The sequence below is a fragment of the Haloglomus halophilum genome (genome assembly GCF_024298885.1).
GTDB classification, from domain to species: domain Archaea; phylum Halobacteriota; class Halobacteria; order Halobacteriales; family Haloarculaceae; genus Haloglomus; species Haloglomus halophilum.
The window spans coordinates 3,402,232-3,423,290 of sequence record NZ_CP101166.1; the positions used below are offsets into that span (position 1 = coordinate 3,402,232).

A 21,059-nucleotide genomic window follows, 5' to 3' on the forward strand; every position below is an offset into this window, starting at 1 on the left:
ACTCCCTATCATACATAAATGGCAGTAAGTCCAATCACGGTCGGCATCAACGTCCTCATGCTGGGGGCGCTGTATGCACTGATCGCCGTCGGGTTCACCCTCATCTTCGGGGTCGGAGGTATCCTGAACCTCGCCCACGGGGCGTTCCTGACCATCGGTGGATACATCGCCTTCTACATCGTCGATGCCGGTCAGAACGTCGCCCTCGCGATACCCATCGCGGCGGTCGTCGCCGGGGTCGCCGGGGTCGCCCTCTACAAGGGCATCCTCAAGAAGGTCTCCGACAATCCGGTGTCGGTGCTCATCCTCTCGCTGGTCGCTGGACTCCTCGTCGAGCAGGTGTTCCTCATCCTCGAGGGCGGTGAACCGAAGGTCCTCCCCGGCATCGTCGAGGGGAGCCTCGCGCTGGGGGGCGCCTCGGTCCAGTCGAACCGCCTCCTCGTGTTCATCGCCAGCTGGGTCGTCATCGGTGCCCTGTTCTACTTCGTCAACCGGACGAAGACCGGGCAGGCCATCCTCGCGACCTCGATGTCCCGGAAGGGGGCCGCCATCGTCGGCATCGATGCCGACCGGGTGTTCACCCTGACCTGGATCCTGGCCGCCGCGCTGGCGGGCATCGCCGGCGTGTTCCTGGCGACGTTCCAGTCGGTCAACCCGCTGATGGGCCGGAACCCGCTCCTGCTGTCCTTCTCGATCGTCGTCCTCGGCGGTCTGGGTTCGATCCGCGGGAGCATCGTCGGCGCCTACGTCATCAGCTTCCTCGACCAGATCACCGTCCAGTACATCGACTCACAGCTCGCCGGGGTGTCCGGCCTGATTGTACTGGTCGCAGTGCTCATCCTCCGGCCGGAGGGGCTGTTCGGCCGGGAACTCACGGAGGGCTAACATGGCAGGAGAAACTTCCGACGCGCCGACTGCCGAGGAGTACGAGGAGCGGAGCCTCCTCGAGATGGTCGACCCACGCGGGTTCGGGTGGCCCACCCGGGTCGGACTGCTCGGACTGGTCCTGCTGGCGGTGCTTCCACTGCTCCGGGGGTACGGCGTCGCCATCCCCGGGCTCGGTATCGTCAGGGTGAACAGCCTGCTCCTGGGGAACTTCACCGGAGCGCTGTTCTTCGCCGTCTTCGCGATGTCCTGGGACGTCGTCTCGGGGTACACCGGTGAGATATCGTTCGGTCACGGCCTCTTCTTCGGGATCGGCGGGTTCACCAGTGCCATCCTCAACGCAGACTTCGGCCTGGGACTGATGATGAGCATCCCCCTCGGAATGGTCGCCGCGGCCATCGCCGGGCTGCTCATCGGGGTTCCGTCGCTGCGGCTCCAGGGGCCGTACTTCTCGCTCATCACGCTGGTCACCCCGATCATCGTGCTCGGGCTGTTCAAGTTCTGGCCCGAGCTCACGGGCGGAGCGACGGGGAAGTTCACCGGGACCCTCAGCGTCGACCCCGCGATGAACTACGCCTACGCGTTCCTCCTGTTCGTCTTCACGCTGGGACTGTTCCTGGCGATCACCCGCTCGGACGCGGGGATCGTCCTGACAGCCATCCGTGAGGACGAACTGGCGGTCGAGGCCGCGGGCCTCAATCCGGCGAAGTTCAAGCTGTTCGCCTTCATCCTCTCGGGGACCATCGGCGGCCTCGCCGGCGCCATGTACGTCCACACGTACCTCGGTGGCATCGCCACGCCCAGCGACCTGCTGGCACTGGTCATCAGCATCGAGGTCATCATCGCCGCCATCCTCGGCGGCATCGGGACCATCGTCGGGGCCGCGGTCGCGGGCCTGGTTCTGTTCCTGTTCCGCATCTACATCGCCAACATCAACGCGACCGTCCCCGTGCTCGGCGTCGATATCGCGGAGATCTACTTCTTCCTCTTCCTCGCCGCCACGTTCCTCTTCCTGTTCTACATCCCGGAGGGGATGGTCCCCCGCATCCTGCGGGCCGTCCGCAGTCGGGAGGAGAGCGCCGACGACGGCACCGGTGGGTCCGGTGGCGACGGCGGCGAGGAACAGGAGGTCGCGGCCGACGGTGCGGGCCCCGGCTGGACCGAGGGCGGCTCGACGACGCTCGAGCGCATCGTCGCGAAGTTCACCCGCGAACTCCGCGAACTGACGGGCGGAGGTGACGACCGATGAGTGCCGAATCAGAGGGGGGTGACACTCCCACCGACCTGGAGGGCGGTGCGACAGGCGAGTCGACCGACCACGCGTCCGAGAGCTACGGTCCCGACGACGGCGTGCTGGTCGTCGACAGCCTCACCAAGCGGTTCGGTGGGCTCGTCGCCGTCGACGACCTCTCCTTCGCGGTCGAGAAGCAGGAGATCCTCGGCTTCATCGGCCCGAACGGCGCCGGGAAGTCGACCACGTTCAACTGCATCACCGGCGTCTACCCGCCCAGCGAGGGAACCGTCTACTACGACGGGAAGGACGTGACCGGCTCCGCGTTCTACCGGATGGTCCAGAACGGGATGGCCCGGACCTTCCAGGAGTTCCGGCCGCTCGAGGACCGAACGGTCGTCGATAACGTCCAGATCTCCCTGGTCCCGGACCGGCTGTTCTCGACCTCCGGGCTGCGCGGCCGGACGCGGGCACAGGCGGTCGAGCTCTGCGAGCGGGTCGGCCTCGGCGAGCGACTCCACCAGCTCCCCGACGAGCTCCCGCACGCGGACATGATCCGTCTCGAACTGGCGCGTGCGCTGGCGACGGATCCGGACCTGATGCTGGTCGACGAGCCGTTCGCGGGCCTCGCCGAGGAGGACGTGAAGGGCCTGTCGGACCTCATCCGGAGCCTCCGCGACGAGGGCACGACGTTCATCGTCGTCGACCACAACATGCGCGGCCTGCTCCAGCTCATCGACCGCGCCATCGTCATCAACTTCGGGGAGAAGATCGCCGACGGCACCCCCGAGGAGATCACGGAAGACCCGGCGGTCCGGAAGGCGTATCTCGGGTCCGAGGACTGAGCGCAGGTCGGCCCCGGATATCTTTTATATTCTCGGACTCGTCAGATAGCGTTGCGCATCCATCTCTTATATCAGCGGCTTCGAAGATACTCTGGGTTCTCGTCAGTCCTTCCGAAGTCCCAGTAGCGCCACCGCGAGGAGGCCACTCAGCGCGGTGATAGCACCGAGGCCGGGACCGGTGCCCACCGTCGGGGTCGTGGGGGCGGGCCCGCTACCGACTCCTCCGGCAGCGGTCACCGTGGTGGTCGTGGCGCCGGCGGTACTCCCCCCACCCGAACTACCGCCCCCGCCGCCCCCGCCGCCCCCGCCGCCGGAACTGCCGCTCGTCGGCGTGGCGGTCGGCGTCAACGCGTTGCCGGAGGGGTCGCTCCCGGACCCGCCCGCCCCGCCACTACTGGTCGGCGTCCGAGTCGGTGTCGGCGTCCGAGTCGGTGTCACGGTCGCAGTGGCCGTGGGCTCGCTGCCACCGCCGGAGTCGCCGTTCGCCGGCGTGGCGGTGGCGGTCGGAGTCGGGGTCGCGGAACCACCGTTTTCGTCGGTGTCCTCGGAGCCGTCTTGTCCCGGTGGTGGGCCGAGCTGCTCCTCGGCCTCGGCGCGCGAGGTACAGTCACAGACGTAGACCCAGTTCGAGAGGTCGCGGATCTTGTAGTCGGTCTCGGTGCCGCCGGCGACGTTGCCGGTGACGGTGCCGTTGATGCGGTACCAGCCCGGCTCGGACGGGTTGTCGTAGCAGTCGTTCTGGGCCGCGACGATCTGGTCGTAGACGGACCCCTCGACCGGTTCGCCGGCGAGTTTCTCCTCCTTGTAGTACGTGATGTCGATGAAGTCCTCCTCGGAGGTGTAGCTCTTGTAGGCCGTCAGGAGCGACTTGTCGGTGCTGGTGCCCGGGTCGTCGTTCTCCCGGTCGATGCCGAAGGCGCTCGCGTCGCTCGGTTCGCAGTTGCTGAACCCGAAATCCTCGGAGACGAGTTTGATACGGTGGAGAGTGCCGTTCTCCGTCAGCCCGACGGCGTAGTGTTCCGCTGCGCCGTCGGTGAAGCCGGGCTGGTGGTTCTGTAGACGGAAGGTGTAGTTGACCTCGTAGATCTGGTCGTCGTCGTCCTCGGCCGCTTTCAGTTCCTCGCCGTTGGCGATGTTCCCGTCGGTGGCACTCGGCATGTCCTCCGCCGTGACCACGCCGACGCCGACCAGTGCGGCCAGCACCAGTGCCCCCACCGCGACGATGCGCCCCGGACGCCCGGCTCTGTCGCCCCACATAGTCCTAGCAGGTAGCTGACCAGGCCACCGGTAGTGGAGTTTCCCCCGGAAATACTCCGTGGTTGAAATGAGATGGAGAATAGAGGAACACGGCAGAGCGGGGCTACCGCGCGGATTCAGTCGCGTTGCCGGAGCGCGAGCGCGGTCGTCAACAGGCCGCCGAGCAGGGTCGCGAGGACGCCGAAGCCGGGACCGGAACCGGCGGTCGGCGTCAGGCCATCACCGCTGCTGCCACCGTTGCCACCACCGACGGTGGCGGTCGGGGTCGCGGTCGTGGTACTACCGCTGCCGCCGCCGTTGCCGCTGCCGTCGCCGGCGGCGGTCGTGGTCGCAGTCGTGGTCGCCGTCCCCCCGTCGCCACCGCCGCCGGTGGCGGTCGCGGTCGCCGTTGCCGTCGCGGTGGTACTCCCGCTACCCCCATCGCTCCCGGGCGTCGGTGTCGCCGTCGCGGTGGCAGTACCGGCTCCCTCTCCGTCGCTCTCGGGTGTCGCCGTCGCGGTCTCTACCGGAGTCGCCGTGGCCGTCGCGGTACCCGGCTCGCCACCGCCCTCGCCCGGCGGCGGGCCAAGTTTCTCGCGGGCCTGCGCGCGCGAATCGCAGTCACAGACGTAGACCCAGTTCGAGAGGTCGCGGATCTTGTAGTCCGTGTCCGTCCCGTCATCGTCGGAGTCGACGTGCCCAGTGATGGTGCCGTTGATGCGGTACCAGCCCGGTTCCGAGGGGTTGTCGTAACAGTTGCTCTGTGCCGCGACGATCTGGTCATGGACGCTCCCCTGGACCGGTTCGCCGGCCAGCTGTGATTCCCGGTAGTAGACGATGTCGATGAAGTCCTCCTCGGAGGAGTAGGTCTTGAACGCCGTCAGGAGGGACTTGTCGGTGTTCGTCCCGGGGTCGTCGTTCCCGCGGTCGATGCCGAACGCGCTGGCGTCACTCGGTTCGCAGTTCCCGAATCCGAAGTCGTCCGAGACCAACTTGATGCGGTAGAGGGTCCCGTTCTCGGTCAGGCCCACGGCGTAGTGCTTCGCCGCGCCGTCGACGTGGCCCGGCTGGTGGTTCTCGAGGACGAAGGTGTAGTTTATCTGGTACACCTGGTCGTCGTCGTCCTCCGCTGCTTTCAGCTCCTCACCGTTCGTGGTGTCCCCGTCGGTCGCGCTCGCGAAATCCTCGGCCGCGACGAGCCCCGCACCTACCGCGGACGCGAGGACGAGCACCGCCGCCACGAGAAGCGTGGTCGTGTGTTTCGGTCTCATACGTCTGTCGTCTATGAACGGGCTCTCCCACATCCGGGTTGGGCGACAGAACTGCGGCTTTTTAAATTCGCCCGTGCCCGTTCGACAGAAATCGGGGTGGACCGAGCTACCGGCGCGCTAGCAGGAACGCGACGAGCCCGCCCAGAAGCGCCGCCCCGGCACCGAACCCAGGTCCGGCGCCGATCGTGGGAGTCTCGACCGCCCCCGAGTCCGGGGCGTCCCCCTGGGCGGGCTGTCGCGCGGCCGTCGCCGTGTCCCTGTTCGCGCTCCCGCCGTCGCCGCTCGCGGCCGTCGCCGTCTGGGTGTTCGTGCTCGTGCTACCTCCTCCGTCGTCGCCGTCTGCGGTTGCCGTCGCGGTCGCGGCGGCCGTGGTCGTCGCGGTCGCGGATGCCGTGGCCGTCACGGTCGCCGTTGCGGTTCCGGTCGCCGTGGCCGTCGGGTCGTCGCTGCCCGACGGGGTCGCAGTCGTGGTCGCCGCTGCGGTCGCCGTCGGCGTGCTGGCGTCACCGCCGTCGCCCCCACTGTCCTCGTTCGGCGGCGGGCCGAGCGTCGATTCGGCCTCCTGCTGACTGGCACAATCACAGACGTAGAAGTACCCGGACAGGTCACGGACCTTGTAGTCGGTCGTCGTGTCACCGTTGGAGCTCCCGGTGATGGTGCCGTTGATGCGGTACCAGCCCGGCTCGGAGGGGTTGTCGTAGCAGCCGTTCTGGGCCGCGACGACCTGGTCGTCCACGTACGCCTGGATGGGTCCGCCCGCGAGTTTCTCCTCCTTGTAGTACTTGATGTCGATGAAGTTCTTCTCGGAGGTGTAGCTCTTGAAGGAGGTCAGCAGCGAGACGTCCGTGTTCGTCCCGGGGTCGTCGTTGCCGCGGTCGATGCCGAACGCCGCCGTATTGTCGGGCTCGCAGTTGCTGTAGCCGATGTCCTCGCTGTACAGCTTGATACGGTGGAGCGTGATCTCCTCGGTCAACCCGACCGCGAAGTGCCGGGCGTCGCCCTCCGCACCGGGCTGTGGGTTGTCGACGACGAACGTGTAGTTCGTATCGAGGACCTGATCCTCGTCGTCCTCGGCGGACTTCAGCTCTTCACCGTTCGTTACGTCACCGTCCGTCGCGCTAGGTTTGTCAGCTGCCGCGGCGATGCCGATTCCGACAACGGCCATGACCACCACCAGTGCGACCGCCCCCAGCACCACTTTCCGCCCTGCAACACTCATCTATGCGCCGAGTCAATGAGCAGGAACTTTTTGAACGTTCTGTTCATATTTGAAGGGGGAGTTATCAGTGGCCGTCCTCGACGTCGGAGGCGGAGGCCGCTCGGGTGTCAGTCGCGCCGCAGTGCGAGCAGCCCGGCCAGCAGTGCGCCGCCGAGTGTGACCACCACACCGAAGCCGGGGCCATCGCCGACCGTCGGCGTCGAGGGCTGTCCGGCACCCGCGTCGCCCTGTGCGGGCTGCTGGGCCGCTGTCGCCGTCGCCGCGCTCGAATCACCATCTGGTCCGTCCCCACCGTCGGTGCCCGGTGTGGCGGTCCCGGTACTCGTCCGTGCGTTACCGCCGCCATCACTGCCATCACCGCCGCCGTCGCTCGGCGCGGCGGTCGCGGTTTCCGTCGTGGTGGTGGTCGCCGTCGCGGTGGCGGTCGCCGTAGCCGTCACGGTGGCGGTCGCCGTGGCCGTCGACTCGCTCGGCGCGGCGGCCGTGGTTTCCGTCGCGGTGGCGGTCGCCGTCGGAGTGCTGCCTCCAGACCCGCCGTCGCCGTCGCTACCGGAGCCACCCTGTCCTGGCGGCGGGCCGAGCTTCGACTCGGCCTCCGCGCGCGAGGAACAGTCACAGATGTAGATCCACTGCGAGAGGTCGCGGATCTTGTAGTCGGTCGTCGTATCGCCGTTGGTACTCCCGGTGATGGTGCCGTTGATGCGGTACCAGCCCGGCTCGGAGGGGTTGTCGTAGCAGCCGTTCTGGGCCGCGACGATCTGGTCGTAGACGGAGCCGCCGATCGGGCTGCCGGCGAGTTTCTCCTCCTTGTAGTACGTGATGTCGATGAAGTTCTCCTCGGAGGTGTAGCTCTTGAAGGAGGTCAGCAACGAGACGTCCGTGTTCGTCCCGGGGTCGTCGTCGTTCCGGTCGATGCCGAACGCCGCCGTGTTGTCGGGCTCGCAGTTGCTGTACCCGAAGTCCTCGCTGTACAGCTTGATACGGTGGAGGGTCGCGTTCTCCGTCAGTCCCACCGCGAAGTGCCGTGCGTCGACCTCCTTGCCCGGCGTGTGGTCGGCGAGGACGAACGTGTAGTTGATGTCCTTGACCTGGTCGTCATCGTCCTCTCCGACCTTGATGACCTCGCCGTTGGTGAGGTCGCCGTCGGAGGAACTGGCGAAGTCCTCGGCTGCCACGAGTCCCGTACCCGTGATGGAACCCAGGATGAGTAACGCTACCACTACTATCGTTCCGCCGTCAGTTCCGTCCATTCGCTCTACCTGTCGGTGGTTGGTCCGGGACAAAGCCTTTTCACCGCCGATATGGGGCGCTATTTAACGCTCGTTCAACCGTTCAACTTAAATAGCGGACCGAAGCCGGTCACCACCGGTAGCTGGGAACTGCATGGAGTGGGACGGCGTCTCCTCTCGACATCGGGTAACCGCTCGCCACCCGAGTCGGTGGGCTACTCCTCCTCGTCGTCGATTTCGACGTCGTCGAGCGACTCCTCGATCTCCTCGAGGTCCTCTTCGACCTCGTCCTGAAGCTCCTCGAAACGGTCCTGGACCTCCTGCAGGCGGTCGAGACGCTGCTCGAACTGGTCCTGGAAGCGGTCGAGCTGGTCCTCGAACTGGTTCTGGAACTCCTCGCCCTGGTTCTCGTACTCGTCCTGGAGCTCCTCGAGGCGGTCGAGGACCTCCTCGAAGGTGTCGACGGTGGCGCCCTCGAGCTCCTCGTTGGCGTCGATGAGGAAGTCGAGCTGCTCGTTGAGCGCGTCGAGGAACTCCTCGCTCAGCGGGCGGACGTCCTCCTCGTCGGGGTCGTAGCGCTCGGAGAGCGACTCGAACAGCTCACCCTGCTGCTCCTGGATGTCCTCGAACCCCTCGTCGACGGCGTCGCGGATATCCTGGACCGTGTCCTCGGACCCGTCGACGTTCTCCTCGATGGCGTCGAGCAGGCTGTCGATGGACTCCTGACTGAATTCGAGCGTGCGCTTCTGGGCCTCCTCCTGGGTCTCCAGCCCGCCGATGACGAGGTCGTTGAAGCTGCGCCGCGTCTCCGCGGTCTGCTCCAGCGCGCGCTGGCCGAGCTTCAGGGTGTTCCGCTGCAGTTCGAACGCCGTGCCGATGACCGTGTTCTCGTTATCGTCGCTCATGATGGTTCACTTCGGTTGCGGCACGGGCTCGCCGGGCGCCCGGCGGAGTGTGCCGTCTGCCTTCATCTCCGGTGGCGAACCACTTAACCATTGGGTGGTTTGGTTTCTATCTACTCTGAAGACCATTCAATACCATCTTCAGATGGTGGGTGCCATGGTACACCGTCTCTCGACACCACGTCGTCCGGCGGTTTCGGCGTACGAGCCGGGAACCGGCTCGAGGGAAACTGACCACCTCCTTAACCGTGGTATTAAGTTAGTGCAGTCGGAATCCCGGTTCAACCACCCGAGGGCGTCCCCCCGAATCCGGTGGGCGCCGGGCGGACCCTCGACCGTGCGGGCGGTATCTCACTGCGCCCAGTCGCGCCAGCCACCCGTCGCCAGCCAGCAATGATTCCACCCCTGCCGATCGAACCACGGCTCCTGCTCATCCCCCTCATCTCGGGGATCATCGGCTACATCACCAACTGGTTCGGGATCAAGATGCTGTTCTACCCGATCGACCATCTCGGGTTCCGTGTGCCCGGACTGCAGGACGTGGTGGTCAAGCTCCCGAACCGGATCCAGCAGATTCCGGGCCTCCTGCAGGGGCGGATCGGCTGGCAGGGGATCATTCCCGCACGCGCGGACAAGATGGCCAGCATCTCCGTCGACACCGGCATCTCCAAGCTGGCCACACAGCGCGAGTTCTACGACGCGTTCGACCCCGACCGCATCGCACAGCATATCCTCGCCGAATCCGGCGACGAGATCCACGAACTCGTCGACGATGTCATCAGGCAGGAACACCCCGACCTCTGGAACAACATGCCCGAGCCGATGTACGAACTGGTACATCGGCGCGTCGAGTCCCGGCTGCCGCAGATCGTCGACACCGTCACCGAGGAGCTCGGGGAGAACATCGACGAGCTGCTGGACGTGAAGACGATGGTCATCCGGAACATGGAGCAGAACCCGGAGCTCATCAACCGCCTGTTCTTCGAGGCCGGGGACAAGGAGCTCCGGTTCGTCATCAACTCCGGGTTCCTCATCGGCGGCTTCCTTGGCTTCTTCACCATCCCGCTGTTCCTCCTCATCGACGCCTGGTGGGTCCTGCCGGTCGTCGGCGCGACGGTCGGCTACGTCACGAACTGGATCGCCCTGAAGGTCATCTTCAACCCGGTCGAGAAGAAGACGCTCGGCCCCTTCGAACTGCAGGGTCTGTTCATCCAGCGCCAGCCCGAGGTCGCGCGCGCATACGGCCGGGAGGTCGCGCAGAACACCATCACGCTGGAGAACGTCGCCCGGGATATGCTCCACGGCCGGAAATCCGACCGGACCCGTCGGATGCTCCGGGACCTCCTCCGTCCGGAGGTGGACCGCGCCATGGGCATCGCCGGTCCGGCGGTCCGGGTGGCGACGGGGACCAGCGAGTACGAGGCGATGCGCGAGCGGATGGCGACGGAAGCGGCCGAGATCTCCATCGAACCCATGACAGACCCCGAGTTCAACGAGGAGCGCGCCGTGGCTATCGAGGAGCTCATCGCCAGCCGGCTGGCGGAGATGCCACCGGACCAGTACGTCGAGACCCTCCGAACGGCCTTCGAGGAGGACGAGTGGATGCTCATCGGACTGGGTGCCGTCCTCGGATTCGTCGCCGGCTGGATCCAGCTCCTGGTGGTGACCGCCGCATGACGGCCCGGGACCCCGGCAACGACCCCAGTAACGACCCCGGAGGCCCGCCCCCTGAACCGGGGGACCTGGGGACCGGCCCATGCGCGTCGGATGACCCCTCCGACCCGTCCCCGGACGGTACCGGTACCGATAAGGAGCGGAACGGGGACGCGACGGACAACGGCGCCGACATGGCCTCGTCGAACGACGACCGGTCCGGTGATGACGCCCCCTCGACGGCAGCCGGAGGCACGGCGACCTCGGCCGATGGAGACGACACTGCGGCTGGTCGAGACCGTCACCGAGGGGACGATTCCGGGGACGGTGCGAGTTCCGGCCGCCGGAGCGACGGCCGCGGGAGCGGTGACGCCGGCACCGACCCGCTCGACGTGACCGAGAAGGACCTCGACACATCGGATGTGGACGAGGAGGACCTCGACCGGCTCGTCGAGCTGCTCGAGGAGGCTCGGGACGACCCGGATACCGTCCAGGACCGCGACTTCGAGGACATGCTGACGGTCTTCGACGACGCCGGCATCGACACCACCGACCTCGATGTCGAGGACCTGGAGGAGCGGTTCGACGAGTCGCTGAAGGTGGCCCGGATGCTCGTGACGGCGGCCGCCAACACCGGTGAGTACGCCGGCCTCGCGGGCCTGCGAGCCGGCGGCCGGATGGCAGAGGCCGCGTTCACCTCCGAATCACCCCGCGACCTGCTGGAGGAGACGACGGACATCGCCCGGAACGAACTGGAGCGGCTGGGGCTCCCGTTCGGGAGCGCCGGGCGGCGCCGGGCGAACGGGAGTTCGGACGAGCGGGGTACCCGACGCTCCGACACCGACGATGCGGACGGGCCGGTCACCGTCGCCGACCTCCGGAACCGTGGCCAGCGGCTCCTCGAACTCTCCGCGGATGTCGACCACGAGGAGCCGTTCCACCCCGCCTACGTCCGGGTCATCGAGCAGCTGTCAGCCGACGAGGCACGCATCCTCCGCCTCCTCGCGACGGAGGGACCCCAGCCCGCGCTCGACGTCTACGACAAGGGACTCATCCCGGTCGGCGAGGGGTCGCTCGTCGCCGACGGACTGACCATGCTCGATACGGACGCCGGCCTGCGATACGAGGACCGGGCGGACGTCTACATCGACAACCTCGAACGGCTCGGTCTCCTCAGCGTCGAGCGCAGCGCTCTCGACGACCTCGGGCAGTACCGCGTCCTCCAGGCCCAGCCGAACGTCGAGCGCGCGGAGGAGGCCGCCCGCCGCCCGAGCGTCAGGCGCGGGAGCGTCCGTCTCACGCCCATGGGCATCGACTTCTGTCGGACGGTGTTCCCGTTCGAGGTCGCCGACCGGTACGACGGTGCCGGGGGGACCCAGCCCGGGGAGTAAGGCCGCCGCCCCCACGGGAAGGTTTACGTTGTAAGGGCCGGACAACACGGTCGCATGAGCGAGCCCGTGCTGTACGACGTCGAGGACGGCGTCGCGACACTGACGCTGAACCGGCCCGACAACCGCAACGCCCTGACCGGGGACATGTCCAACGCCATCATCGACGCGGTGGACCGTGCCGAGGAGGACCCGGACGTCCGGGCACTCGTCATCACCGGGACGGAGGGCACCTTCTGCGCCGGCGGCGACGTCAACTCCATGATGGAGATGATGTCCGGTGCGGCCGAGCTGCACGAGGCCGTCCAGCGCATCCAGCACAACACCCATCGCGCCATCATGCGCGTCGCGCAGTTCCACCTCCCGACCATCGCGAAGGTCGACGGCGTGGCCTACGGCGCCGGCGCCAACCTCGCCATCGCGACGGACGTGCCGCTGGCGAGCACGGACGCGAGCATCAGCTTCGGCTTCCGGCAGGTCGGCCTGGCGGTCGACTCCGGGACCTCCTACCTCCTGCCGCGCATCGTCGGCGAGAACAAGGCCAAGGAGCTGGTGTTCACGGGTGAACTCCTCTCGGCCGAGGACGCCGGCGAGGAGGGCATCTTCAACCACGTCTACGACGCCGACGAGTTCGACGCCCAGGCCGACGAGCTCGTCGAGAGCATCGCCTCGGGCCCGACGGTCGCACTGCGTACCTCGAAGCAGGCCATCAGCCAGGGCCTCAACATGTCGCTGAAGGACGCCCTCGACAACGAGGCCGCGCTGCAGGCGCAGGTGTTCGCCACCCAGGACCACGAGGAGGGGGCCACCGCGTTCATGGAGGGACGCTCCCCGGACTTCCAGGGGGAGTGAGTCCGCCCTTCCACGGGACCCGTATTTGACGCCCCCGGCCACTGCCGGGGTGCCGGTCGCCATGTTTTAACAACCACCGGCAGATAGGGAATATCTTTTAACACCGGAAACCGAAGTGTGGGGTATGTCGTTCACCACGACCGGCGAGCACGAGGCGATCCGGAAGGCCGTCCGGGACTTCGGCGAGGAGGAACTGAAGCCCGTCGCGCGCGAACACGACAAGGAGCAGATCTATCCGGAGGACCTCCGCCGCACGGCCGCGGACCTCGACTTCGTCGCACCCCACATCCCCGAGGAGTACGGCGGTGCCGGGATGGATATGCTCGCTCGCTGTATCGTCACGGAGGAGCTGTGGCGCGCGGACCCAGGGCTGGGCAGCGCCATCGGCTCGGCCGGCTTCGGCTCCTCGATGATCCTGAAGTACGGCGACGAGTGGATGAAAGAGGAGTGGCTCACCCGCATCGCCGCCGGTGAGTCCGCGTCCTGTTCCTGTATCTCCGAGCCCGCACACGGGTCCAACGTGGCGGGTATCGAGACCCACGCCGAGAAGGACGGCGACGAGTGGGTCCTCAACGGCAACAAGATGTGGATCACCAACGGGACCGTCGCGGACGTGGGCGTCGTGATGGCCAAGACGACCCGGGACGCGGGGCACAAGGGTATCACCGCCTTCCTCGTCCCGACGGACCTGGACGGGTTCCAGCCCACCAAGATCGACAACAAGCTCGGTATCCGTGCGTCGGACCTCGCGGAGGTCGTCATCGATGACGTGCGCATCCCCGAGGAGAACGTCATCGGCGAGGTCGACAAGGGGTTCTACCAGCTGATGGACTTCTTCGCGTCCGGCCGGACGGGCGTCGCGGCACAGGCGGTCGGCGCCGCACAGGGCGCGTTCGACGCCGCGCTGGACTACGCCGGCGAGCGCGAGCAGTTCGACCAGAAGATCGGCGAGTTCCAGGCCATCCGGCACAAGCTCGCGGAGATGGCGACCGACATCGAGGCCGCCCGCTCGCTCGTCTACCGGGCCGCCGCCAACGTCGAGCAGGAGAACCCCGACCAGGCCGCGAAGTTCGCCTCGATGGCGAAGCTGTTCGCCTCCGAGCACGCCGTCGACGTGGCCGACGAGGCCCTCCAGGTGTTCGGTGGGGCCGGCTACGTGAGCGACCACCCCGCCGAGCGCTACTACCGCGACGCCCGCATCACGAAGATCTACGAGGGGACCAGCGAGATCCAGAAGAACATCATCGCGGACCGACTCCTGTAGACGGGCCGGCTCCCTCTCGGCTCCTCGCCCCGCTTCGGACACGCTTAAGCGGGGCCGACCGCACCCTCCGGGTATGCAACCGCGGGACCTGTCGGCGCTCACGCCCTACGAGGCCGGCCGAGGTATCGAGGAGGTCGCCCGCGAGGTCGGTATCGACCCCGACGACCTCGTCAAGCTCTCGTCGAACGAGAACCCGCACGGCCCCTCGCCGGCCGCCGTCGAGGCCATGCGTGAACACGCCGACGGCGTCCACCACTACCCGAAGGCCGCACACGCCGACCTGCAGGACGCGCTCGCCGAACGCTGGGACCTCGCGCCCGAGCAGGTGTGGCTCGCCAACGGCGGCGACGGCGCGCTCGATTACCTCGCGCGGGCGATGCTCGACCCCGACGACCCCGTCCTCGTCCCGGACCCCGGCTTCGCCTACTACGCGATGTCCGTCCGCTACCACCACGGCCGCGTGAACACGTACCCGCTCCACAAGGAGGAGGACTTCGAGCAGCGCCCGGAGCACGTCCTCGACGCATACGACGGCGAGCGGGTCGTCTACCTCATCAGCCCGCACTCGCCGACAGGCCGGGAGATTCCCCGTGAGGCGATTCTCGAAATCGCCGACGGCGTCGACGACGAGACGGTCGTCCTCGTCGACGAGGCGTACGGGGCGTTCTCGGAGGCGCCCTCGAAGGTCGACCTCGTGCGCGAGCGCGACGACGTGGCCGTCCTTCGGACGTTCTCGAAATCCCACGGCCTGGCGGGCGTACGGCTGGGCTACCTGCTCGCACCCGAGTCGTGGGCCGACGCCTACGCCCGCATCAACACGCCGTTCGCCGTGAACGAACTCGCGCTCCGGGCGGGCCTCGCGGCGCTGGAGGACGACGACCACGTCGAGCACTCCGTCGAGTCCGCGACGTGGGCCCGCGAGTTCATCCACGACAACCTCGCCACGCGGACCTGGCCCAGCCAGGGCAACTTCGTGCTCGCGGAGGTCGGCGACGCCGAGGCGGTGTTCGAGGCCGCGAAGGAGCGCGGTGTCATCGTCCGCGACGCGTCTAGTTTCGGCCTCCCGGGCTGTATCCGTATCACCTGCGGCACCCGTGCCGAGACCACGCGCGCCGTCGAGGTGCTGAACGAGGTCCTCGCGATGCGGGACCCGCACGGGGCGACCGGCGGCGCTCCCCCGGACGCGGCGGGCGGGGGCTTCGGGATGGACGGACCCCGACCACCGACCGACGGACCTGATGACGTGGGGGACGAGTGATGCGGGTCGCCGTCACCGGAACCCCGGGCACCGGGAAGACCACTGCGACCCGGCTGCTCGCCGAGCGCGACGGGTTCGACTTCGATGTGGTCCACCTGAACGACGTCGTCCGCGAGGAGAACCTCGTCGAGTCGACCGACGAGGCCCGCGACTCGCTCGTCGTCGACCTCGACGCCGTCCGCGAGTGGCTGGCGGACAAGTACGACGACGCCGACCTCGTGCTCGACTCGCACCTCGCGCACCTGCTCGACGTGGACCGGGTGGTCGTCCTGCGTGCGCATCCCGAGCGCATCCTCGAACGGCTCCGCGAGCGCGGCGAAACCGAGGCCTCGGCCGCGGAGAATGCCGAAAGCGAGGCGCTCGATGTCGTGCTCTCCGAATCCGTCGACCGCCACGGCACGACCGCCGTCCACGAGGTCGACACCACCGACCGGGACCCCGATGCGGTCGCTGACGAGGTCGCGGCGGTCGTGGCCGGCGAGCGCGACCCGGCGGTCGGCATCGTCGACTTCACGGACTACCTCGTCGGCTCTACGCTCCCGGAGCCGGGAGCGGAGCCCCCGCCAGAGGATGGAGGTGACGGCGCGTGACGCTCGACCAGTACCGCTCGACCGCGAAGCGCGTGGCCGACCCGTTCGTCTCGCTGTTCGTTCGCCTCGGCCTGACGCCGAACCAGGTGAGCGTCCTCGCGGTCGTGCTGGCGGGCGCGGCCGGGGTCGCGTTCGCGCTCGGCGGGTCGAACCCCCTGTTCTACCTGCTCGGCGCCGTGTTCGTCTTCTTCAACGGCGCGCTGGACGTGCTGGACGGTGAACTCGCACGCGAACTCGGGACGGACTCGCTCGCGGGTGACCTCCTCGACCACGTCCTCGACCGGTACGCCGACATCCTCCTGCTCGTCGGGCTGGCGGCCGGGAGCGGCCGGTACGCGCTCGGCCTCGCGGCCGTCACGGGCGTCCTGATGACCTCCTACCTCGGGACGCAGGCCCAGGCCGTCGGCCTCGACCGCGTCTACGGCGGCCTCGTCGGCCGGGCCGACCGGCTGGTCATCATCGGGCTCGGGGCGGCCGCCGCCGCGTTCGTCACCGGCACCGTCGCGGCCGGCCCGCTCGGGCAACTGGGGGTCGTCGGCGGCCTGCTCGTCTTCTTCGCCGTCGTCGGGCATCTCACCGCACTCCAGCGGTTCTACTACTCCTATCGGGAGCTGGCATAAGTCCCATCAGGGTCAGCCTTCGAGAGATACACGGCATCTTTGGCGAAGAACCCGAGGGTATCTGGAAGATCCGTTCCGCTCAGCCTCAACGATAGAGTCTCAGCTGGCGCCCGAGTTCGGCCGCGGCGGCGTGTCTGAGCGCCGTGTGGTCGCGGTCACCGACAGCCGCCGTGATATCTACGTCGGTGTCGAGGGCGTCGAATGCGGCCTCGGCGGCGTCGTAGCCTGCCATCGCACCGGTGACGAGCGCGGCCGTCGCGTCCGGGAGGTCGGTGTCGGTCAGTCGCTCGCGGAGACGTGGCACGTCCACCGAAACCTCGTCGTCGGGGCCGTATCCGGCGGCCCCGCGGATGGCGTCGCCGGCCACCACCAGGGCGGCGGCGTCGGTCCAGGGGTCGGTTCCCTCGGCGGCGTCGCCCAGGGCCTGCTCCGCGAGCGCCATCCCGCGCCAGATGTCCCGCTGCGCCGCGGCGAGGAAGGCGGCCCGGACCCGGTGGGTCGCGGCCGTCTCGCCCGCGCTCACCTCGCCGAGTTCGATCAGGACGCGGAGCCCCTCGTCGGGTAGCTCGTCGACCCGGTCGAGTGCAGCCTCGTAGTCGGTGGCGGCGGCGTCCTCGTCACCCAGTCGGCGGTTCGCGTTCCCGCGGTTGAAGTACGCTCGTGCGGTGTCGGTGCGGTCGATGGCACGCGTGAAGTCCTCGCGGGCGTACTCGTCGGCGCCCGCCTCCGCGTACGCGTTGCCGCGAACGAGGAACGGGTGCCCGGTTCCGGCGTCGGCCGCGCGTTCGAGGTCGGCGGTGGAGGCCTCGCGCTCCCCGAGGCGGGCACGGGCGAGGCCACGGTTGAACAGGGCTTCCCCGTTCTCGGGGTCGGCATCGAGCGCGGCGGTGTAATCAGCGACGGCGGCCTCGATGGCCGTCCGGACCTCGTCGGCGTCCGGTTCGGCGCGTGGGTCCCCCTCGTCGGAATCGGCCCGCTCCATGCGGACGTTGCCGCGGTCGGTCAGCACGCCCGCAACGAGCGCGTCGTTCCCGTCCTCGCGAGCGAGTTCCAGGGCCTCGTCGAGGTGGTCGAGGGCGCGCTCCACGTCGTCCGCGCCGAGCGCGCGGCGGGCCGCCTGCCGGTGTTCGACGGCCGTCTCGGGCTCCGGGTCGGGAGCGCGGTCCGGTCCAGCGTCGACGGGGGTGCCGTCGGGACCGAGCTGATAGCTCTCGCGCTCGTCGTCGGCCCCGGTATCGTCGTCCATCCTGCCGGCAGGTCGGGGCCGGAGAGAAAGAGCGTTCCGGCGTTCCGGCAGGCCACAGATATTGCCAGAAATTCACATACACTGACTGAAACGGCAAATTTCGCACGATTTTTGGGGTCCCCCTCGATACAGCGGGTCATGAGTGACCGCGAGACGTGGACGACGCGGCTGGGGTTCATCCTGGCGTCCGTCGGGAGTGCAGTGGGTCTGGGCAACATCTGGCGCTTCCCCTTCCAGACAGCGACGAACGGTGGCGCAGCCTTCCTGTTCGTCTATCTCGTCGCCGTGGTGGTCATCGGGCTTCCGGCGATTCTCGCCGAGTTCGTCGTCGGCCGTCGGGCCGAGATGAGTGCTATCGGCGCGTTCGACGAACTCGGCCATCCCGGCTGGCGAGCGGTCGGCGCGCTGGGTGTCTTCGCGGGCTTCTGGACCCTCTCGTACTACAGCGTCGTCGGCGGCTGGGTGATCCGGTACATCGGCCAGGCCGCGATGGGGAGCTACGGGTCGAACCCGAAGGTGTTCTTCGGCAACGTCTCGGCTGGGCCCGAGGCCGTCGCACTCCACGCGCTGTTCATGCTGTTGGCGGTCGGCATCGTGGCCTTCGGCATCGAGGGGGGAATCGAACGAGCGACCAAGGTGATGGTTCCGGCCATCGTCCTCATCCTCGTCGGGCTCGTGGGCTACGGGGCCTCGCTCGCGGGAGCCGGCGAGGCGTACGACTACTTCCTCACGCCGGATTTCGGCGTCATCGTCGCGAACGCGCCCAGCGTGATCCCCGCAGCGGTCGGGCAGGCGCTGTTCTCGCTCTCGCTGGGCTTCGCGGTCATGATAACCTACGCCTCCTACATCGACGGGGACGAGAGCCTCCCCGTCGACGGCCTCTCCATCGCCGTGACGAACACCGCCATCGGTATCCTCGCGGGGCTGGTCGTCTTCCCGCTCCTGTTCACGCAGGGCGTCGGTCCGGATACCTCCGGTCCCGGCGCCGTGTTCATCGCGCTCCCCACCGCACTGTCCGACTTCGGAGCAGCCGGACGGGTCGTCGGTGTCGCCTTCTTCGTCGTCATCCTCATCGCCGCGCTCTCCTCGGCCATCTCGCTGCTGGAGGTCGCGGTGTCGTATCTCGTCGACACGCACGGGTTCGAGCGCAAGCGGACGACTGCCGTGCTCGGTGTGCTCCTCTTCCTCCTCGGCATCCCGTCTGCCTGGGACACCGCCTGGCTGAGCTGGTTCGACAGCATCGCCGTGAACCTGCTCCTGCCCGTCGCAGTGCTCCTGCTCGTCCTGTTCGTCGGATGGGTGCTCGCTCCCGATGCCGTTGACGAACTCCGAATCGGTTCGGGAGACTCGTTCGACGACCTCGCCCCGCTGTGGCTCTGGTCGCTCCGGACCGTCGTTCTCCTCGCGGTACTGGTGACGGTCGCGCTCAGCGTCACCGAACTCACCGGCGCACCCGTCTGAGTTCTCCACTGGCGCCCCGGCGCGTCCGGCCGTCGACCCACCGGCAGCCGCCGGACGCTCGGCGCGTCGAGCTGCGGTCCTGTCGCCGTCTGTGATATCCGTAGCCGACCGTGGGCCGTATCCCGGCTGGACTGACACGAGCCCACTGGCTGGCGGGTCACCCCCAGTGCATCCCGGAACGCATTTGCGGGGGCCGGTCGTTCGCCCGCCCATGATTCGCGTTGGCACGCACACGGCGCCAGTGTCCGGGTGGTCGTCGTGGTAGACGAGGAGGATATCGAGGAACTGCGCGAGCGCAAGCGGCAGGCCGAACTCGGCGGCGGCGAGGAGCGCATCGAGAAGCAACACGAGAAGGGGAAGATGACCGCGCGCGAGCGGGTGGATTACTTCCTCGACGACGACAGCTTCCGCGAGGTCGACACGCTCCGCGAGCACCGCTCGACCAACTTCGACATGGCCGAGAAGGAGTTCCCCGGCGACGGCGTCGTCGTCGGCTACGGGACCGTCGAGGGTCGGCAGGTCGCGGTCTTCGCGCACGACTTCACCGTCCTCGGCGGCTCGCTGGGCGAGGTGTTCGCCCAGAAGGTCTGCAAGGTGATGGACCAGGCGATGGACACGGGTATCCCCATCATCGGCCTGAACGATTCGGCCGGCGCGCGCATCCAGGAGGGTATCGACTCGCTGGCCGGCTACGCCGACATCTTCCACCGCAACCAGCAGGCCTCGGGCGTCGTCCCGCAGATCTCGGCCATCATGGGCCCCTGCGCGGGCGGCGCGGTCTACTCCCCCGCCATCACGGACTTCATCCTGATGGTCGAGGAGAGCAGCCACATGTTCATCACCGGGCCGGACGTCATCGAGACGGTCACCGGTGAGGAGGTCACCTTCGACGAACTCGGTGGCGCGGGCGTCCACTCCTCCGAGTCGGGCGTCGCGCACTTCACCCGGGCGGACGAGGAGGCCGCGCTCGACGACCTCCGCTACCTCCTCTCGTACCTCCCGCAGAACAACATGGAGGACCCGCCCCGCGTCGAGCCGTGGGATGACCCCGACCGCGCCGACGAGGGCCTCAACGACGTGGTCCCGTCCTCGCCACAGAAGCCGTACGACATGCACGATGTCATCGGGCGTGTCGTCGACGAGGACTCGTTCTTCGAGGTGGCCGACCGCTTCGCCCGGAACCTGCTCACCGGGTTCGCGCGCCTCGACGGCCGGTCCATCGGCGTCGTGGCCAACCAGCCCCGCGTCAACGCGGGGACGCTGGATATCGACGCTTCGGTGAAGGGCGCGCGCTTCGTCCGCTTCTGCGACGCGTTCAACATCCCCATCCTCACGTTCGTCGACGTGCCCGGCTTCATGCCCGGCAAGGACCAGGAGCACGGCGGCATCATCAAGCACGGGGCCAAACTCCTGTACGCATTCAGCGAGGCGACCGTCCCCCTGATGACGGTCATCACGCGGAAGGCGTACGGGGGCGCGTACGACGTCATGTCCTCGAAACATATCGGCGCCGATGTCAACTACGCGTGGCCGACCGCCGAGATCGCGGTGATGGGTCCGCAGGGCGCCGTCAACGTCCTCTACCGGAAGGAGCTCTCCGAGGCTGACGACCCCGAGGCGCGCCGGCAGGAGCTCATCGACGACTACCGCGAGACGTTCGCGAACCCGTACAAGGCCGCCGAGCGCGGCTTCGTCGACGATGTCATCGAACCCCCCGAGACGCGCCCGCGGCTGGTGCAGGACCTCGAGATGCTATCCCGCAAGCGTGCGGACACGCCCGACCGCAAGCACGGGAACATCCCGCTCTGAAATCGCTTCGACCTCCCTCTCACCTCACCGCTCTGAAGCCGTTCCGAACCATCTCTCAACGGCCATACCACCCGCTAGACGGGTGTCGGCGCCGCTCCAG

General features: G+C 68.0%; 18 protein-coding genes. 12 read left to right on the forward strand and 6 right to left on the reverse strand.

Annotated elements, in window-relative coordinates; translation table 11 throughout:
• Positions 1-18 precede the first annotated feature (18 nt).
• Genes NL114_RS16505 through NL114_RS16515 form a run of 3 tightly spaced genes read left to right on the forward strand, consistent with a single transcriptional unit; the run spans position 19 to position 2,961 of the window.
• Entirely contained in the window at positions 19-885 is an 867-nt protein-coding gene (locus NL114_RS16505; RefSeq protein WP_254822015.1) for a branched-chain amino acid ABC transporter permease, read from the forward strand.
• Position 886: 1 nt separating this feature from the next.
• Positions 887-2,134, forward strand: coding sequence for a branched-chain amino acid ABC transporter permease (locus tag NL114_RS16510; protein WP_254822016.1), 1,248 nt, complete (start codon positions 887-889; stop codon positions 2,132-2,134).
• The gene (locus NL114_RS16515) at positions 2,131-2,961 is read left to right on the forward strand and encodes an ABC transporter ATP-binding protein (RefSeq protein ID WP_254822017.1); all 831 of its coding nucleotides are present in this window, start codon (positions 2,131-2,133) and stop codon (positions 2,959-2,961) included. The genes NL114_RS16510 and NL114_RS16515 overlap by 4 nt, the downstream gene beginning before the upstream one ends.
• Before the next feature lie 102 nt (positions 2,962-3,063).
• Here the strand turns inward: NL114_RS16515 and NL114_RS16520 are convergent, their stop codons facing one another.
• The 5 genes from NL114_RS16520 to NL114_RS16540 all read right to left on the reverse strand — a co-directional run bounded on the left by NL114_RS16520 (position 3,064) and on the right by NL114_RS16540 (position 8,821).
• Entirely contained in the window at positions 3,064-4,218 is a 1,155-nt protein-coding gene (locus NL114_RS16520; protein WP_254822018.1) for a hypothetical protein, read from the reverse strand.
• A 116-nt stretch (positions 4,219-4,334) separates the two neighbouring features.
• Positions 4,335-5,468, reverse strand: a complete 1,134-nt coding sequence (locus tag NL114_RS16525) for a hypothetical protein (protein ID WP_254822019.1) — start codon at positions 5,466-5,468, stop codon at positions 4,335-4,337.
• 106 nt (positions 5,469-5,574) lie between these two features.
• Entirely contained in the window at positions 5,575-6,687 is a 1,113-nt protein-coding gene (locus NL114_RS16530) for a hypothetical protein (RefSeq protein ID WP_254822020.1), read from the reverse strand.
• 107 nt (positions 6,688-6,794) lie between these two features.
• Positions 6,795-7,937 (reverse strand): hypothetical protein, encoded by a 1,143-nt coding sequence (locus NL114_RS16535; RefSeq protein ID WP_254822021.1) that lies wholly within the window; start codon positions 7,935-7,937, stop codon positions 6,795-6,797.
• A gap of 194 nt (positions 7,938-8,131) precedes the next feature.
• Positions 8,132-8,821, reverse strand: coding sequence for a hypothetical protein (locus NL114_RS16540; protein WP_254822022.1), 690 nt, complete (start codon positions 8,819-8,821; stop codon positions 8,132-8,134).
• Between the two features lie 390 nt (positions 8,822-9,211).
• On the opposite strand from NL114_RS16540, the gene NL114_RS16545 reads away from it, so the two are divergent.
• The 7 genes from NL114_RS16545 (at position 9,212) to NL114_RS16575 (ending at position 16,443) form a co-directional block, all read left to right on the forward strand.
• Positions 9,212-10,495 (forward strand): DUF445 domain-containing protein, encoded by a 1,284-nt coding sequence (locus NL114_RS16545; protein ID WP_254822023.1) that lies wholly within the window; start codon positions 9,212-9,214, stop codon positions 10,493-10,495.
• The gene (locus tag NL114_RS16550) at positions 10,492-11,862 is read left to right on the forward strand and encodes an Abi-alpha family protein (protein ID WP_254822024.1); all 1,371 of its coding nucleotides are present in this window, start codon (positions 10,492-10,494) and stop codon (positions 11,860-11,862) included. The genes NL114_RS16545 and NL114_RS16550 overlap by 4 nt, the downstream gene beginning before the upstream one ends.
• A gap of 54 nt (positions 11,863-11,916) precedes the next feature.
• Positions 11,917-12,711: an enoyl-CoA hydratase/isomerase family protein gene (locus NL114_RS16555; protein ID WP_254822025.1), complete on the forward strand. Its 795-nt coding sequence runs from the start codon at positions 11,917-11,919 to the stop codon at positions 12,709-12,711.
• A 124-nt stretch (positions 12,712-12,835) separates the two neighbouring features.
• On the forward strand, positions 12,836-13,975 hold the full coding sequence (locus NL114_RS16560; protein ID WP_254822026.1) for an acyl-CoA dehydrogenase family protein: 1,140 nt from the start codon (positions 12,836-12,838) through the stop codon (positions 13,973-13,975).
• 73 nt (positions 13,976-14,048) lie between these two features.
• Positions 14,049-15,233: a histidinol-phosphate transaminase gene (hisC, locus tag NL114_RS16565; protein WP_254822027.1), complete on the forward strand. Its 1,185-nt coding sequence runs from the start codon at positions 14,049-14,051 to the stop codon at positions 15,231-15,233.
• The gene (locus NL114_RS16570; protein WP_254822028.1) at positions 15,233-15,823 is read left to right on the forward strand and encodes an adenylate kinase family protein; all 591 of its coding nucleotides are present in this window, start codon (positions 15,233-15,235) and stop codon (positions 15,821-15,823) included. The genes hisC and NL114_RS16570 overlap by 1 nt, the downstream gene beginning before the upstream one ends.
• The gene (locus tag NL114_RS16575) at positions 15,820-16,443 is read left to right on the forward strand and encodes a CDP-alcohol phosphatidyltransferase family protein (protein ID WP_254822029.1); all 624 of its coding nucleotides are present in this window, start codon (positions 15,820-15,822) and stop codon (positions 16,441-16,443) included. The genes NL114_RS16570 and NL114_RS16575 overlap by 4 nt, the downstream gene beginning before the upstream one ends.
• 85 nt (positions 16,444-16,528) lie before the next feature.
• Here NL114_RS16575 and NL114_RS16580 read toward each other — a convergent pair whose 3' ends face one another.
• Positions 16,529-17,689 carry a tetratricopeptide repeat protein gene (locus NL114_RS16580; RefSeq protein ID WP_254822030.1) on the reverse strand — a complete coding sequence of 387 codons (1,161 nt, stop codon included), beginning with the start codon at positions 17,687-17,689 and terminating at the stop codon, positions 16,529-16,531.
• Between the two features lie 138 nt (positions 17,690-17,827).
• On the opposite strand from NL114_RS16580, the gene NL114_RS16585 reads away from it, so the two are divergent.
• Positions 17,828-19,150, forward strand: a complete 1,323-nt coding sequence (locus NL114_RS16585; protein ID WP_254822031.1) for a sodium-dependent transporter — start codon at positions 17,828-17,830, stop codon at positions 19,148-19,150.
• A gap of 258 nt (positions 19,151-19,408) precedes the next feature.
• Entirely contained in the window at positions 19,409-20,959 is a 1,551-nt protein-coding gene (locus NL114_RS16590) for an acyl-CoA carboxylase subunit beta (protein WP_254822032.1), read from the forward strand.
• Positions 20,960-21,059 lie beyond the last annotated feature (100 nt).

Coding starts and splice junctions, on each gene's coding strand:
- NL114_RS16505 (WP_254822015.1), top strand. CDS start 19: ATGGCAGTAAGTCCAATCACGGTCGGCATCAACGTCCTCATGCTGGGG.
- NL114_RS16510 (WP_254822016.1), top strand. CDS start 887: ATGGCAGGAGAAACTTCCGACGCGCCGACTGCCGAGGAGTACGAGGAG.
- NL114_RS16515 (WP_254822017.1), top strand. CDS start 2,131: ATGAGTGCCGAATCAGAGGGGGGTGACACTCCCACCGACCTGGAGGGC.
- NL114_RS16520 (WP_254822018.1), bottom strand. CDS start 4,218: ATGTGGGGCGACAGAGCCGGGCGTCCGGGGCGCATCGTCGCGGTGGGG.
- NL114_RS16525 (WP_254822019.1), bottom strand. CDS start 5,468: ATGAGACCGAAACACACGACCACGCTTCTCGTGGCGGCGGTGCTCGTC.
- NL114_RS16530 (WP_254822020.1), bottom strand. CDS start 6,687: ATGAGTGTTGCAGGGCGGAAAGTGGTGCTGGGGGCGGTCGCACTGGTG.
- NL114_RS16535 (WP_254822021.1), bottom strand. CDS start 7,937: ATGGACGGAACTGACGGCGGAACGATAGTAGTGGTAGCGTTACTCATC.
- NL114_RS16540 (WP_254822022.1), bottom strand. CDS start 8,821: ATGAGCGACGATAACGAGAACACGGTCATCGGCACGGCGTTCGAACTG.
- NL114_RS16545 (WP_254822023.1), top strand. CDS start 9,212: ATGATTCCACCCCTGCCGATCGAACCACGGCTCCTGCTCATCCCCCTC.
- NL114_RS16550 (WP_254822024.1), top strand. CDS start 10,492: ATGACGGCCCGGGACCCCGGCAACGACCCCAGTAACGACCCCGGAGGC.
- NL114_RS16555 (WP_254822025.1), top strand. CDS start 11,917: ATGAGCGAGCCCGTGCTGTACGACGTCGAGGACGGCGTCGCGACACTG.
- NL114_RS16560 (WP_254822026.1), top strand. CDS start 12,836: ATGTCGTTCACCACGACCGGCGAGCACGAGGCGATCCGGAAGGCCGTC.
- hisC (WP_254822027.1), top strand. CDS start 14,049: ATGCAACCGCGGGACCTGTCGGCGCTCACGCCCTACGAGGCCGGCCGA.
- NL114_RS16570 (WP_254822028.1), top strand. CDS start 15,233: ATGCGGGTCGCCGTCACCGGAACCCCGGGCACCGGGAAGACCACTGCG.
- NL114_RS16580 (WP_254822030.1), bottom strand. CDS start 17,689: ATGGACGACGATACCGGGGCCGACGACGAGCGCGAGAGCTATCAGCTC.
- NL114_RS16585 (WP_254822031.1), top strand. CDS start 17,828: ATGAGTGACCGCGAGACGTGGACGACGCGGCTGGGGTTCATCCTGGCG.